The organism is Devosia sp. Root436 (genome assembly GCF_001426345.1).
Taxonomy (GTDB): Bacteria; Pseudomonadota; Alphaproteobacteria; order Rhizobiales; family Devosiaceae; genus Devosia.
Genome location: NZ_LMEM01000011.1, coordinates 31008 through 44352, shown reverse-complemented (window position 1 = coordinate 44352; position 13345 = coordinate 31008). Strand labels below are relative to the sequence as shown.

At 64.4% G+C, this 13345-nt stretch carries 12 protein-coding genes; 6 read left to right on the top strand and 6 right to left on the bottom strand.

Annotated features, from left to right (window positions below):
* Positions 1–51: 51 nt before the first annotated feature.
* The 3 genes from ASD04_RS11305 to ASD04_RS11295 are packed head-to-tail and all read left to right on the top strand — an operon-like array spanning position 52 to position 3227.
* The gene (locus ASD04_RS11305) at positions 52–513 is read left to right on the top strand and encodes a MarR family transcriptional regulator (RefSeq protein WP_056256715.1); all 462 of its coding nucleotides are present in this window, start codon (positions 52–54) and stop codon (positions 511–513) included.
* The gene (locus ASD04_RS11300) at positions 513–1640 is read left to right on the top strand and encodes an HlyD family secretion protein (RefSeq protein WP_056256711.1); all 1128 of its coding nucleotides are present in this window, start codon (positions 513–515) and stop codon (positions 1638–1640) included. Before ASD04_RS11305 ends, ASD04_RS11300 begins: the two co-directional genes overlap by 1 nt.
* 24 nt (positions 1641–1664) lie before the next feature.
* Positions 1665–3227 carry a DHA2 family efflux MFS transporter permease subunit gene (locus tag ASD04_RS11295; protein ID WP_056256708.1) on the top strand — a complete coding sequence of 521 codons (1563 nt, stop codon included), beginning with the start codon at positions 1665–1667 and terminating at the stop codon, positions 3225–3227.
* A gap of 12 nt (positions 3228–3239) precedes the next feature.
* Here the strand turns inward: ASD04_RS11295 and ASD04_RS11290 are convergent, their stop codons facing one another.
* Entirely contained in the window at positions 3240–4514 is a 1275-nt protein-coding gene (locus ASD04_RS11290) for an L-fuconate dehydratase (RefSeq protein ID WP_056256706.1), read from the bottom strand.
* Between the two features lie 120 nt (positions 4515–4634).
* Between ASD04_RS11290 and ASD04_RS11285 the strand changes: the two genes are divergently transcribed.
* The gene (locus tag ASD04_RS11285) at positions 4635–5426 is read left to right on the top strand and encodes a GGDEF domain-containing protein (protein ID WP_056256704.1); all 792 of its coding nucleotides are present in this window, start codon (positions 4635–4637) and stop codon (positions 5424–5426) included.
* A 2-nt stretch (positions 5427–5428) separates the two neighbouring features.
* On the opposite strand, the gene ASD04_RS11280 is transcribed toward ASD04_RS11285, so the two are convergent.
* The 4 genes from ASD04_RS11280 to ASD04_RS11265 form a co-directional block, all read right to left on the bottom strand.
* Positions 5429–6160, bottom strand: coding sequence for an SDR family oxidoreductase (locus tag ASD04_RS11280; RefSeq protein WP_056256702.1), 732 nt, complete (start codon positions 6158–6160; stop codon positions 5429–5431).
* A 173-nt stretch (positions 6161–6333) separates the two neighbouring features.
* Positions 6334–7278 carry an ABC transporter substrate-binding protein gene (locus tag ASD04_RS11275; RefSeq protein WP_056256699.1) on the bottom strand — a complete coding sequence of 315 codons (945 nt, stop codon included), beginning with the start codon at positions 7276–7278 and terminating at the stop codon, positions 6334–6336.
* 119 nt (positions 7279–7397) lie between these two features.
* Positions 7398–8393, bottom strand: coding sequence for an ABC transporter permease (locus ASD04_RS11270; RefSeq protein ID WP_056256697.1), 996 nt, complete (start codon positions 8391–8393; stop codon positions 7398–7400).
* A gap of 209 nt (positions 8394–8602) precedes the next feature.
* Complete coding sequence (locus ASD04_RS11265; RefSeq protein ID WP_210168354.1) at positions 8603–10165, bottom strand: sugar ABC transporter ATP-binding protein; 1563 nt, start codon at positions 10163–10165, stop codon at positions 8603–8605.
* A 167-nt stretch (positions 10166–10332) separates the two neighbouring features.
* Between ASD04_RS11265 and ASD04_RS11260 the strand changes: the two genes are divergently transcribed.
* Entirely contained in the window at positions 10333–11100 is a 768-nt protein-coding gene (locus ASD04_RS11260) for an IclR family transcriptional regulator (RefSeq protein ID WP_056256690.1), read from the top strand.
* A gap of 2 nt (positions 11101–11102) precedes the next feature.
* The gene (locus ASD04_RS11255) at positions 11103–11927 is read left to right on the top strand and encodes an amidohydrolase (RefSeq protein ID WP_056256688.1); all 825 of its coding nucleotides are present in this window, start codon (positions 11103–11105) and stop codon (positions 11925–11927) included.
* A gap of 238 nt (positions 11928–12165) precedes the next feature.
* Here the strand turns inward: ASD04_RS11255 and pobA are convergent, their stop codons facing one another.
* Positions 12166–13323 carry a 4-hydroxybenzoate 3-monooxygenase gene (pobA, locus tag ASD04_RS11250; protein ID WP_056256685.1) on the bottom strand — a complete coding sequence of 386 codons (1158 nt, stop codon included), beginning with the start codon at positions 13321–13323 and terminating at the stop codon, positions 12166–12168.
* Positions 13324–13345: the final 22 nt, after the last annotated feature.

The window sequence follows — 13345 nt, the reverse complement described above, 5'->3', positions numbered from 1 at the left end:
TATTGTAAGCCTGCTTATTATATGTAGACGGTCTTTTGGAGCGCGCGCCCGATGCAGCCGTCAAATCCTTCCGAAACTTCGGTGGGTTACCTGATCTACGAGGTGGCCCGAACCTTTCGCCGCCGCTTCGAGGAAGAAGCGCGCCGCCACGATCTCACTTTGCCGCAATGGCGGGCACTGGCCGAACTGGCCCGCAGGGGCGGCATATCGCAGGTCGTGCTGGCATCCGCCATCGACGCCGATCCCATGACCGTCAGCGGCATTCTCGACCGCCTCGAAAAACGCGGCCTGGTCCGCCGGGAACAGGATCCCGCCGATAGCCGCGCCAAGGTCGTCCAGTTGACCGGCGATGGCCGCGCCCTGTTCGACACGGCCAAGGCCGTCGGGATCGAACTCTATGCCTCCGCCGTACAGGGCATGAGCGCTGCCGAACTGGCGGCGCTGGTCCACGGTCTCACGGCCATTCGCAACAATCTCAACAGCCTGCCTGCCGAGCAGAAGGATCCTGCCTGATGAATACCCACGTTTCCGAACCGAAGCCCGGCTCGACTGTCGCCGCCCCGGCAGGGGTCGAGCTCGACGCGATCGCTCCCGCCGCACCGGCGGCGCCGCCCCGCAAGCGGCGCACCGGCCGGCTCGCGCTGATGGTGGCGGTTCCGCTGCTGCTGGCGGCTGGGGGCGGCTATTTCTACCTGACAGGCGGGCGCTACGAAGAAACCGACAACGCCTATCTGCAGCAGGTCAAGGTCTCGATCTCCTCCGATATCGCCGGCCGCATCGCCGCCGTCAACGTCACCGAGAACCAGATGGTGCATGCCGGCGACGTGCTGTTCGCCATCGATGCGGAACCCTATCGCATCGCCCTCGATCAGGCCAATGCCGCGCTCGGATCGGCCCGCGTCAATGTCGAGCAGCTCAAGGTCAGCTACGGCACCGCCCAGACCGCTTTGTCGTCGGCTCGCAGCACGCTGGATATCCAGCAGGCCACCTTTGACCGCCAGAACAGCCTGGTGACCCAGGGCATTGCCTCCACCGCCACGCTCGACCAGCCCAAGCTGTCCTTGCAGACGGCGCAGAATGCCGTTGCCACCGCCGGGCAGCAGGTGGCCGCCGCCGCCGCCGCCCTGGGCGGCGACCCCGCGATTGCCACTGACGATCATCCGGCGGTCAAGGCCGCATTGGCGCAGGTCGCGCTGGCCGAACGCAATCTCGGCAAGACCGAGGTCGTGGCCCCGGCCGATGGCGTCCTAAGCCAGGTCGCCAGCCTCAATGTGGGCCAGTTCGTGTCCACCGGCACCACCATTGCCAGTCTGGTCGAAACCGGCGGCACCTGGGTCGAGGCCAATTTCAAGGAGACCCAGCTCGGCGCCATCCGCATCGGCATGCCGGCCGAAATCACCGTCGACGCCATGCCCGGCGTCGCCATCGAGGGCACGGTGTCGAGCATCGGCGCCGCCACCGGCTCGGAATTCTCCCTGATCCCGGCGCAGAACGCCACCGGCAACTGGGTCAAGGTCGTCCAGCGCATTCCCGTGCGCATCGATTTCGCTGCGTCCGAAGCGCCGCTGCGGTCTGGCATGAGCGCGCTGGTCAGCGTCGATACCGGCCGCTCCACGCTCGACAAGCTCCAGGGCAAGTAACCCAGCCAAAGTCCGGATTTCGCTATGGCCGACGCCGTTTCCCAGCCTGCCCTCATCGTCAGGAACAAGGGTCTGCTGACCCTGGCCCTGATGCTGGGCACCATCATGCAGGTGCTCGACACCACCATTGCCAATGTGGCTTTGCCACATATGGCGTCCTCGCTGGGCGCCGCGCAGGATGAGATCAACTGGGTCCTGACCTTCTACATCGTCGCCGCCGCCATCGCGACGCCCCTGACCGGCTGGATGAGCGACCGGCTCGGCCAGCGGCGGCTGTTCATCTTCGCGGTCATCGGCTTCACCATCGCCTCGGCCCTGTGCGGCATTGCCACCAGCCTGCCCGAAATGGTGCTGTTCCGCGTGCTGCAGGGCCTGTGCGGCGCCATGATCGCGCCGCTGGCGCAGACCGTCCTGCTATCGATCAATCCCAAGGAAAAGATCGGCCAGGCCATGGCGATCTACGGCATGGGCATCATGGTGGCGCCGATCATCGGGCCGACCCTGGGCGGCTGGCTGACCGAGAGCTTCGACTGGCGCTGGGTATTCCTGGTCAATGTCCCCGTCGGCATCCTGGCCGTGACCATGCTGGTGCTCTATATGCCCGCAACCCCGATCAAGCGCCGGCGCTTCGATTTCTTCGGCTTCGGCATGCTGGCCCTGGGTATCGGTGCCCTGCAGATGATGCTCGACCGCGGCGCCGGCAATGGCTGGTTCGACTCCCCCGAAACCTGGATCGAGCTTGGCCTGGTCATCACCGGCATCTGGGTATTCCTGGTCCACAGCCTGACCGGCGATGCGCCGTTCATCGACCTGCGGATATTCAAGGATTTCAATTTCAACCTGGCATCCCTGTTCATGCTGGTGGTCGGCATCACCCTGTTTTCCGGCCTCGCTTTGCTGCCGCCGCTGCTGCAGAATCTCATGGGCTATTCGGTGATCTTCACCGGCCTGCTGATGGCGCCGCGCGGCGTGGCCACCATGCTCTCGATGATGGTGGTCGGCCGGCTCAGCGGCAAGGTTGATGCGCGCATCATGATGCTGTTCGGCGCCGTGATGATGACCTGGTCGCTCTGGATGATGACCGGCTTCAACCTGCAGATGGACTATATGCCCATCATCATCACCGGCGCCCTGCAGGGCTTCGGCATGGGCTTTATCTTCGTGCCTTTGTCCAGCATGGCCTTCGCCACCATCGCGCCGCATCTGCGGGCCGATGCCACCTCGGTTTTCAGCCTGGTCCGCAATCTCGGCCAGGGCATCGGCATCTCGCTGGTCGTGGCCGTGCTGTCGAGCATGATGCAGGTCAATCATGCCGAACTGGCCACGCGGCTGACGGCGACGTCGCCCAATGTGGCCACGCAGATGCCGGGCCTGCTCAGCGGCAATCCCCAGATCATCGCCATCGTCAATGGCCTGGTGACCCAGCAATCGGCCATCCTGGCCTATCTCGACGACTTCTGGCTAATGATGCTGCTCAGTCTCGGCTCCATCCCGCTGATCCTGCTGCTGCGCGGCCCCAAGAAGGAAAAGACCGCCAAGACCAGGGAACAGCTGGCCATCGAACGCGCCCACGCCATGGCGGAATAGCGCGATGTCGCGCTATCTGTGAAACGTGTTTCGGCGGATCGAATCCGGCTTCATCTCGATCGAAAACCCCGGCAGCTTCGGCGGCATATAGGCCGCGTTGCGCATGTCGCAGGGTTCCACGAAATGCTCGTGCAGGTGGTCGACATATTCGATCACCCGCCCGTCCTTGGTCCCCGAAACCACCAGATAATCGATCATCGACAGATGCTGCACATATTCGCAGAGCCCTACACCCCCGGCATGCGGCCACACCGGCAACCCATACTTGGCCGCCATCACCAGCACCGATAGCACCTCATTCAAGCCCCCAATCCGGCAGGCGTCGATCTGCACGATATCGATCGCCCCATCCTTGATGAACTGCTTGAACAGGATGCGGTTCTGGCACATCTCCCCGGTCGCCACCTTGATCGGCGCGATGGCATTGCGGATGGACCTGTGCCCTGACACATCGTCCGGGCTGGTCGGCTCCTCGATGAAATAGGGGTTGAACTTCGCCAGTGCCTTCACCCAGTCGATCGCCTGATCGACCTCCCAAACCTGGTTGGCGTCGATCATCAGATAGCGGTCTGGCCCCATGATCTCGCGCACGATTTCGAGCCGGCGGATATCGTCGTCGAGATCGCGCCCCACCTTCATCTTGATGTGCTGGAAGCCCTGGCCCACCGCCTCTGTCGCCAGCCGCGTCAGCTTCTCGTTGGAATAGCCCAGCCACCCCGCCGAAGTGGTGTAGCACTGGTAGCCTTCCGCCTTGAGCGTCGCGATCCGCTCAGCCTTGCCCGCCACGGCTTTCCTGAAAATCGCCAGCGCCTCGTCCGGCGTGATGGCATCGGTGAGGTAGCGAAAATCGATGATGGCGACGAGCTGCTCGGGGCTCATGTCGGCCACCAGCTGCCACACCGGCTTGCTGGCCGCCTTGCCCAGCAGGTCCCACACCGCATTGACCACCGCGCCCGTCGCCAGGTGCATCGCCCCCTTGTCCGGCCCGATCCAGCGCAGCTGGCTGTCGCCGGTCACATGCCGCCAGAAGCGGCCGGGATTTTCGGCGATCCAGTCCAGCTCCAGCCCGACCACGCGGCTTTCCAGCGCCTTGATCGCGGCCACCACCACCTCGTTGCCCCGCCCGATGGTAAAGGTCAGTCCGTGCCCCTCATGGCGCCCGTCAGTGCCCAGGATCACATAGGCCGCCGAATAATCCGGATCGGGATTCATCGCGTCCGACCCATCCAGCGAAGCCGAGGTGGGGAAGCGGAGATCGTGGGTGGAGAGGGCGGTGATCCTGGTCATGGCAAACTCGGCTGAACTGAAAAAGGCGCGGCGGGGGATGCGTTAAGCATGCCGGTTAACGGTACGGAGCCTCGGGCGTGGCAATATCGGCCGAACCGGAGTGGACGACGGGAGCGGGACGTGACGGACAAGATTATCGAGCGAACCTATCAGCGCTATTACTTCTGGCTGCTGCGGTTGGGCCTCGTGCGCTCGCTGGCCCTGAGCACGATGATAGCGATCACGGCCTCCGTGCTGTGCACTGCGGCGGTCATGCTGCTGATGCCCGATTCCCGGGCCTATTTCTGGTACAACATGATCGTTGCCGTGGCCTCGCCGCTGGTCAGCGCACCGGGCCTGTCGCTGGTGGCGATCTCCATGGTCTACAAGCTCAATGTGGCCCAGACGGCGCTGACGCTGGCGGCCGAAACCGATGCACTGACCGGCGTCGCCAATCGCCGCTATTTCATGGCGCAGGCCGAACGCGCCTTTGCCGAAGCCCAGGTCACCGGCACAGCCTTTGCCGTGGTCATGATCGACATCGACCATTTCAAGGCCATCAACGATACCCATGGCCACAGCATCGGCGACGAGGTGCTGCTTGACGTGGCGCAGGCCTGCCGGCAGGCGCTGCGGACCAGCGACTGCTTCGCGCGCTTCGGCGGCGAGGAATTCGTCGCCCTGCTGCATCGCACCGATGGCGCCGGTGCGGCGGTCATCGCCGAAGTCCTGCGCAAGACCGTGGCCGCGCTGGCCTTCGAGAATCGGACGCCGCCGGCCGTCACCGTCAGCCTTGGGGTCGCCAGCTATCTTGCGAACAGCGAAAGCCTGCATGACATCCTCAATGAAGCCGATCGGCAGCTCTATGCCGCCAAGGCCGCCGGCCGGAATCGGGTAGTGGCGGCAGACGGCACCGTGCGTCTGGCGTCCTGAAATCAGGCCGTCCAGCCGCCATCGATGATATGGACTTGCCCCGTCGTGTAGGTTGCGCCGGCCAGATAGACCGCCAGGTCCGCCACCTCCTCCGGCCGCGCGATCCGGCCGATCGGCTGGCGCGCGATGAAGGCTTTTTTCGCCCCCTCGAAATCGCCCGTGGCATGCCAGCGCTCGTGCAGGCTCGGCGAATCCACTGTGCCCGGCGCAATGGCATTCACCCGGATGCCCTGGGTCGTGTAGTCGGCCGCGATGGACTTGGTCAGCCCGATCACCGCCGCCTTGGAGATCGTATAGGCCGCCCGGTTGGGCACGCCCTTCACCGACGAGGCCACCGTCGCCATGTTGATGATGCAGCCATCCCGGCGCGCCAGCATCTGCGGCAGCATGGCCTGGATGGTGCGGATCTGCGCCTTGATATTGAGGTCCAGGGCGAAATCGAGATCGGCATCGCTCATCTCCAGCACCGTGCCGGAATGGACCACGCCGGCGCAGTTGAACAGCACGTCGATATGTCCAATCTCGGCCACCGCCGCATTCACCGCCTCGGCGCTGAGCACATCGAGCACGCGCGTCGTGACCCCGGCCATGCCATCGAGTTCGCCGAGCTTCTCCGCATTGATGTCGGTGGCGATCACCCTGGCCCCGGCTTTGATGAAGGCCTCCACCGAGGCCCGGCCAATGCCCTGCGCGGCGGCGGTAATGAGGACGATTTTCCCTGACAGGTCGGCCATTGATTTGATCCTTGAAGTCTCAGTCGTCTCCCTCCCCCTTGCGGGGAGGGATCAAGGGTGGGGGGTGTTTGGCCCGGGTATCGGGGCTATCAACACCCCCTCCCAACCTCCCCCGTCAAGGGGGAGGAGCCGTTCGGTGGGCGTGGCAATCTGCTGCCACGCCCATATTGGTTTTAGTCGTACAGCACGGCCGCGATTTCCGGGTCGTTCATGTTGCTGGCATCGTAATAATAAAAGCCGGTATCGATCACCGGCGGCAGGGCTTCGCCCTTGAGTGCGCTCACGGCGGCCTGCACGGTCTGGTAGCCGATGCCGACCGGGTTCTGGGTGATGGCGCCGGCCATCACGCCCGAGGTGATCATGCCCTTCTGGGCCGCGCCGGAGTCGAAGCCGATGACCACGACATTGCTGCCCAGTTCGGTCTTGCCATTGGCAACGCCGATGGCCGAGCCTTCATTGGCGCCGAAAATGCCCTTGAGGTCCGGATTGGCGAGCAGGATCGACTTGGTGATTTCGGTCGACTGCAACTGGTCGCCGCCACCGTACTGGACGGTCACCACTTCGATATTGGGATAGGCTTCCTTGATGCGGTTGACGAAGCCGTCGACCCGGTCGATGCCGGTGCGGCTGGTCTGGTCATGAGCCACCACGGCAACCTTGCCTTCGCCGCCGATCAGTTCGGCCATCACGTCGGCCGCCAAAGCGGCAGCCGCCACGTTATCGGTGGTCGCGGTGGTCAGCGGAATGTCGCTGTCGACGCCCGAGTCGAAGGCGATGACCGGAATGCCGGCATCCTTGGCCTGCTGCAGCAGCGGGGTTGCAGCCTGGCTGTCGAGTGCCGCGAAGCCGATGGCGTCGGGGCCGCGCGACAATGCGGCGGCCAGCATGTCCATCTGGCGGTCGACCTGGGTTTCGCTTTCCGGACCTTCGAAGGTCACGGTCACGCCCAGATCGGCGGCAGCCTGGTCGGCACCGGCCTTCACCGCCTGCCAGAACTGGTGCTGGAAGCCCTTGGAGATCAGGGCGATGTCATAATTCTCCTGGGCCGAGGCAGCGCCGCCGGCCGAGAGAAGTGCGATGGCGCTGATGGCGCCGAGCAAAGTACGTCTGGTGAGCATTGAAGTCCTCCCGTTGAGTTTTGAATGCGTCGTCTTCTGGTGAGGCGTTGCCGCCCTCTTGTTGGCGCCTTGAACGCGATCCCTTGCGAGGGTGCTCGGGGGCGCAGCGAAACCGGCGCCTAAAGTGTGCGGCGTCGCAGGATATCGGCATAGACGGCCAGGATGATGATCGAGCCGGTCACGACCGTCTGCCATTCCTGGGCCACCGAAAGGATGCGCAGGCCATTGGCCAGCACGGAAATGATGAGCGCGCCGATCAGCGTGCCGAGCACGGTGCCGCGTCCGCCCGACAGCGAGGTGCCGCCGATGACCACCGCGGCGATGGCGTCGAGCTCGTAACCCTGTCCCAGGGCCGGCTGCGCCGAGTTGAGTCGGCTGGCGATGAGCAGGCCCGCCACGCCGCAGACGCTGCCGGCCAGCGCATAGACCGCGATCTTCCAGCGATCGACATTGACGCCCGACAGGCGCACCGCTTCCTCGTTGCTGCCCAGCGCGAAGGTGTAGCGGCCAAGCGCCGTCTTGCTCAGCACGAAGGCCGCGAGCAAAGCCACGCCGAACAGGATCAGTACGCCATTGGGTATCGGCACGGCGGGCAGCACCGCCTCCACCAGCGAACCGCGGGCGATCTGGTCGAAGCCGGGCGTGTCATTGAAATAAATCGGCCGCGTGCCCGAAATGACCAGCGACAGGCCCTTGAGGATGAGCATCATGCCCAAAGTGGCGATGAAGGGCGGCACTTTGAGCTTTGCGATGATCGTGCCCGAAACCAGCCCGCAAGCCGTGCCCGCCAAGATCGAGGCAACAATGCCCACCGGCAGCGGCAGCCCGAGATAGGTCAGCACCACGCCGGTTATGACCGCACAGAAGGTCATCAGCGTGCCCACGCTGAGGTCGATGCCGCCGGTAATGATCACCAGCGTCGCGGCAATGGCCAGCACGCCGTTGACCGACGTGGCCTGCAGGATGGCCAGCACATTCTGCGTCTGCATGAAGTTGGGCGAAGCCAGGCTGAACACCACCACCAGCGCGATCAGGCCCGAAAAGGCCAGCAGCCGGTGAAAGGCCCCGGAGATGCGAACGCCGGATTTGGCTGGGGTTGCTGCGGTATCAGTCATTGGTTTTCTCCCAAGGCGCGGATGCCTGGGCCATTGCCCTTCTCCCCTTGAGGGAGAAGGTGCCCGAAGGGCGGATGAGGGGTGCTGTGCTAACCGCGAACGTCGAAGCATGGGATGGCGCAGCACCCCACACCCGGTTTTCCGCTGAACGCGGAAAACCACCCTCTCCCTCAAGGGGAGAGGGGAATTGCGCCGTACCAAGGATCGCATCACCCCGCATGTCGCATCTCCATCGCCGGCTCGCGTTGCGTGGCCAGCCGCATGATCTCTTCCTGCGATGACCCGCCCGGCAGCGTGCCGGTCAGTCGCCCTTCGCACATCACCGCGATGCGATGGCTCAGCCGCAAAATCTCCGGCAGCTCGGATGAAATCACGATGATCGCCCGCCCTTGCTCGGCCAGCGCGTTCAGCAGCTTGTAGATTTCCGCCTTGGCGCCGACATCGATGCCGCGCGTGGGCTCATCGAAGATCAGGATATCGCAGTCGCGCAGCAGCCATTTGGCGATGACGACCTTCTGCTGGTTGCCGCCCGACAGCAGCCTTGCTTCCTGTGTATCGCTCGGGGTCTTGATGGAGAGCTGGCGGATATATTTCTCCGCCACCTCGCGCATCGCCCCGTCATTGAGCACGCCACCGGGTCCGCTAAAGCGCTCGAGGCTGGCCAGCGCGATATTGTTGCGTACGTCGAGCCCGGTCGCGAGGCCGAAATGCTTGCGGTCTTCGCTGAGATAGCCGATGCCCGCGCGCACCGCATCCTTGGGCGAGGATATGCCGACCCTCTGGCCATTGACCCAGATTTCGCCGCTGTCGCGCGGATCGGCGCCGAAAATGGCGCGGGCCACTTCCGTCCGCCCGGCGCCCATCAGTCCGGCCAGGCCCAGGATTTCGCCCTTGCGGACGGTGAGGCTCACATCGCGGATATCGCGGCCGCGGTTGAGCCCGCGCACTTCCAGCGCCACCGGATTGGCGGCAGTATTGGGGATGTCGAGCGCCTCATTGGTCAGCGTGCGCCCCACCATCATCGAGATGATGGTCTCGATCGGCGTATCGGCTGCCGGCACGGTGCCGACATATTCGCCGTCGCGCATCACTGTCACCCGGTCCGAGATACGTTTGATCTCGTCCATCTTGTGGCTGATATAGACCACGCCGACGCCCTCGGCCTTGAGCCTGTTGATGATGGTGAACAACTCGGCGATCTCGGCATCGTTCAGCGCCGCCGTCGGTTCATCCATGATCAGCACACGCGACTTGTAGCTCAGCGCCTTGGCGATCTCGACCATCTGCTGGCGGGCAATGGTCAACGTCTCGACCTTCACCGTCGGCTCCAGCCTGAGGTTCATCGAATCGAAGATGGCCTGGGCGTCGCGGTTGAGCGCGCCTTCATCCAGCAGGCCGAAGCGGCGCGGCTCGCGGCCGATGAAGATGTTCTGCGCCGCCGTCAGGTCGCGCATCAGCGCCAGTTCCTGATGGATGATGCCGATGCCCATGTCCTGCGCCTGGCGCGGCGACACGATATCCACGGGCTGGCCATTGAGCCTTATAGTGCCGGTGTCGCGCGAATAGACCCCCGACAGGATTTTCATCAGCGTCGACTTGCCGGCGCCATTCTCGCCCATCAGGGCATGGACCTCGCCGGCCCGAAGTTCCAACCGCGCCTGCGACAGCGCCCGGACCCCGGGGAAGCTCTTGTCGATGCCCACCATCTCGACAAGCGGAGTCGAGCCGGCATCTCCGCTCGATGACACTGCTGTCGGGATGGGGGTCGGCATGCTGGATTTGTCCTCCCGCGCATTCTTGCGATGCGCCTGCAAACAATCTATTCATAAATGAAGTGCGCTTGCAAGGACTAACATGTCAGTTGCGACTGGCGTGAAAGCGCGATTGGTGACACCAGATGCTAACAGTCTGTTAGCAATGGGGCGCTTGAGGGAGGCACATGACAGAGGACGCCAACGACCGCTATCGCGCCCCGGCGCTGGACAAGGGGCTCGACATTCTGGAGCTCCTGGCGCGCACGGCCGACGGGCTGAGCCAGGCCGAAATCGCCAAGGCGCTGGACCGTTCGCCCAACGAAATCTACCGCATGCTCGACCGGCTGGTGCGCCGCGACTATGTCCGCCGCACCCCCGAAGACCGCTACGAAATCACCCTGAAACTGTTCGAACTGGGCCATGCCAGGCCCCCCCTGCATCGCATGGTCAGCCAGGCCATGCCGGTGCTGCGCCACTTCGCGCTGCGGGCCGAACAGGCCGTCCATATGGTGGTGCAGGACCGCAATATTCTCGTCGTCATCGCCCAGGTCGATGGTCCCGGCTACTGGAATGTCTCGATCCGCGTCGGCAGCCGCATCGGGCTGGTCAATACCGGATCCGGTCACGTTTTCCTGGCCTTCGCCACCCCCCAGGAGCGGTTGCTGATGCTGGAGGAGCAGGATATGGGCAGCCCCGAAAAGATGCCCAAAGGCCTCGAAGCCCGGCTCGAAACCGTGCGCGAACAGGGCTTCGAAATGATGCCGAGCGCCCAGGTTTCCGGCGTTTCCAACCTCACCGTACCGATCTTCGGCCCGCTCGGCACAGTCATCGCCGTCCTCACCTGCCCCTATACCCAGCGCCTCGACAAACGTGATGCACCCGACATGCAGACGGTGCTTAAACTGCTGCAGCAGGCCGGCGCCGACGTCACCCGGCGCTCGCCGGAGGCCTGAACATGCGCATCCTCGATACCCACCTGCACCTCATCTACCCCGACCGCTTCGCCTATCCCTGGCTCGCCGGCAAACCCGCGCTCAACAGGCCCTGGAGCCTGGAGGCCTATTTCGCCGAGGCCGTGCCGCTGGGCGTGGAATCCGCCCTCCACATGGAGGTCGACGTCGCCGAAGCCGACATGCTGGGCGAGACCGAATTCGTGCTCGGCCTGCCGCGCATTGCCGGCGCCATCGTCGCCTGCCGGCCCGAGCACATGAACTTCGTCGACCAGATCGAACACTTGAGCGAACACGCCCACGTCAAAGGCGTCCGCCGCATCCTGCACGAATCCCCCGACGAACTCAGCCAATCGGACCTCTTCATCGAGAACATCCGCCACCTGCCCGATTATGACCTGAGCTTCGATCTCTGCCTGCGCGCCGACCAGCTCCGGCTCGGCGTGGCGCTGGCGCAGCGGGCGCCCGACGTTACCTTCATCCTCGACCATTGCGGCAACCCCGATATCAACGGGCTCGGCCTCGATCCGTGGCGTGCCGCGATCGCCGAAATCGCCCGCAATCCCAATGTCGTCGGCAAGGTCTCGGGCCTGGTCAATCACTGCGACCCCGGCTGGACCGCCGAAACGCTCCGCCCCTATGTCGAGCACATGATCGAGAGTTTCGGCTGGGATCGCGTGGTCTGGGGCTCCGATCACCCCGTCGCCACCACCACGGGCGGCACCCTCACCGATTGGGTCGAGGCCACGCACGCGATCATCAAGGCCGCCAGCGCCGACGAACAGGCCAGCCTGCTGCACCGCAATGCCGAGCGCATCTACAAGGTCTAGGCCGCGACGACGAGGCGTCGCGCGCAGGTCGAGCCTGGGATCGTTCACCTGCCGCTCGCAGATTTCGATCATGCCGGACGGGACCTTTCCAGCCGGTTGATGCAGCGCAGGGCGGTACTCTTGCCCGAGCCGGGGCAGCCGGTATTCTCCCGAGCAACCTCGAAGGCCGGCGAGATGACCGGCCTGCCGTCATCACCGGGAATGGCGGCAGGGAAGGGGCCCGGAGTTTCCGCGAACGCTAGAGCGGCAGGCCGGTATAGTTTTCCGCCAGGCTTTGCTGTGCGGCGGCGGACCCGGCCAGATAATCGAATTCGGCCCGCTGGATGCGCCGGCCGAAGGCGCCGGTTTCCGGGAATGTGTGCAGCAGGCTGGTCATCCACCAGCTGAACCGTTCGGCTTTCCATATGCGCGACAAGACTTTAGCCGAATAGCCGTCGATCCCGGCCGCCGAGTTCTCGCCGAAAAATTCGATGAGCGCATCGGCCAGGGCGGCGACGTCGCTCATGGCGAGGTTGAGGCCCTTGGCCCCGGTCGGCGGCACGATATGGGCCGCGTCGCCGGCCAGGAACAGCTTGCCGAAACGCAGGGGTTCGGCGACGAAACTGCGCAGGGGGGCGATGGATTTTTCGATGGAAGCCCCGGTTTGCAAGGCTTCCGCCGTCGCCGGGTTGAGCCGGATGCGCAGCTCATCCCAGAAGCGCGCGTCGGACCAGTTCTCGACTTTCTCGTCGGCCGGCACCTGCACATAATAGCGGCTGCGGGTGGGAGAACGCTGCGAGCAGAGGGCGAAGCCGCGCGCGTGATGGGCATAGATCAGCTCGTGGGCGACCGGTGGCTGGTCGACCAGAACACCAAGCCAGCCAAACGGATAGATGCGCTCGAAGGTGGTCAACGACTGCGCCGGGACGCTGGCGCGCGACACCCCGTGATAGCCATCGCAGCCGGCGATGAAATCGCAGTCGATGCGATGCGTTAGCCCGTTTTGACGATAGGTGACGAAGGGTTTGCCGTCGAAATCGTGCAGTTGCACGTCCTCGGCCTCGTAGATGGTCCGCGCCTGCCGTGCTGCCATCAGGTCGCGCGTGACCTCGGTCTGGCCATAGACCATGACGTGCCGATCGATGAGCGCGGCGAAGTCGATGCGCTGGCTGTCGCCGTCGAAGCTCAGCTCAACCCCTTGATGGATAAGGCCTTCCGCGTGCATGCGCTGGCCGGCCCGGGCCCGGTCCATCAGGTCCATTGTGCCCTGTTCGAGCACGCCGGCCCGGATGCGGCCGAGTACATAATCGGCGCTTTTGCGCTCGAGAATGACCGCGTCGATGCCGGCCAGCTCGAGCAGCCGCGCCAGCATCAGCCCTGCCGGACCGGCCCCCACAATGACAACCTGTGCGCGCAATATGTTCCCCCACTGTTAGCAT

Excerpts from the sequence above, each read along its gene's own strand:
- ASD04_RS11295 (WP_056256708.1), top strand. The coding sequence starts at position 1,665 with ATGGCCGACGCCGTTTCCCAGCCTGCCCTCATCGTCAGGAACAAGGGT.
- ASD04_RS11305 (WP_056256715.1), top strand. The coding sequence starts at position 52 with ATGCAGCCGTCAAATCCTTCCGAAACTTCGGTGGGTTACCTGATCTAC.
- ASD04_RS11255 (WP_056256688.1), top strand. The coding sequence starts at position 11,103 with ATGCGCATCCTCGATACCCACCTGCACCTCATCTACCCCGACCGCTTC.
- ASD04_RS11275 (WP_056256699.1), bottom strand. The coding sequence starts at position 7,278 with ATGCTCACCAGACGTACTTTGCTCGGCGCCATCAGCGCCATCGCACTT.
- ASD04_RS11260 (WP_056256690.1), top strand. The coding sequence starts at position 10,333 with ATGACAGAGGACGCCAACGACCGCTATCGCGCCCCGGCGCTGGACAAG.
- ASD04_RS11280 (WP_056256702.1), bottom strand. The coding sequence starts at position 6,160 with ATGGCCGACCTGTCAGGGAAAATCGTCCTCATTACCGCCGCCGCGCAG.
- ASD04_RS11265 (WP_210168354.1), bottom strand. The coding sequence starts at position 10,165 with ATGCCGACCCCCATCCCGACAGCAGTGTCATCGAGCGGAGATGCCGGC.
- ASD04_RS11300 (WP_056256711.1), top strand. The coding sequence starts at position 513 with ATGAATACCCACGTTTCCGAACCGAAGCCCGGCTCGACTGTCGCCGCC.
- ASD04_RS11290 (WP_056256706.1), bottom strand. The coding sequence starts at position 4,514 with ATGACCAGGATCACCGCCCTCTCCACCCACGATCTCCGCTTCCCCACC.
- ASD04_RS11270 (WP_056256697.1), bottom strand. The coding sequence starts at position 8,393 with ATGACTGATACCGCAGCAACCCCAGCCAAATCCGGCGTTCGCATCTCC.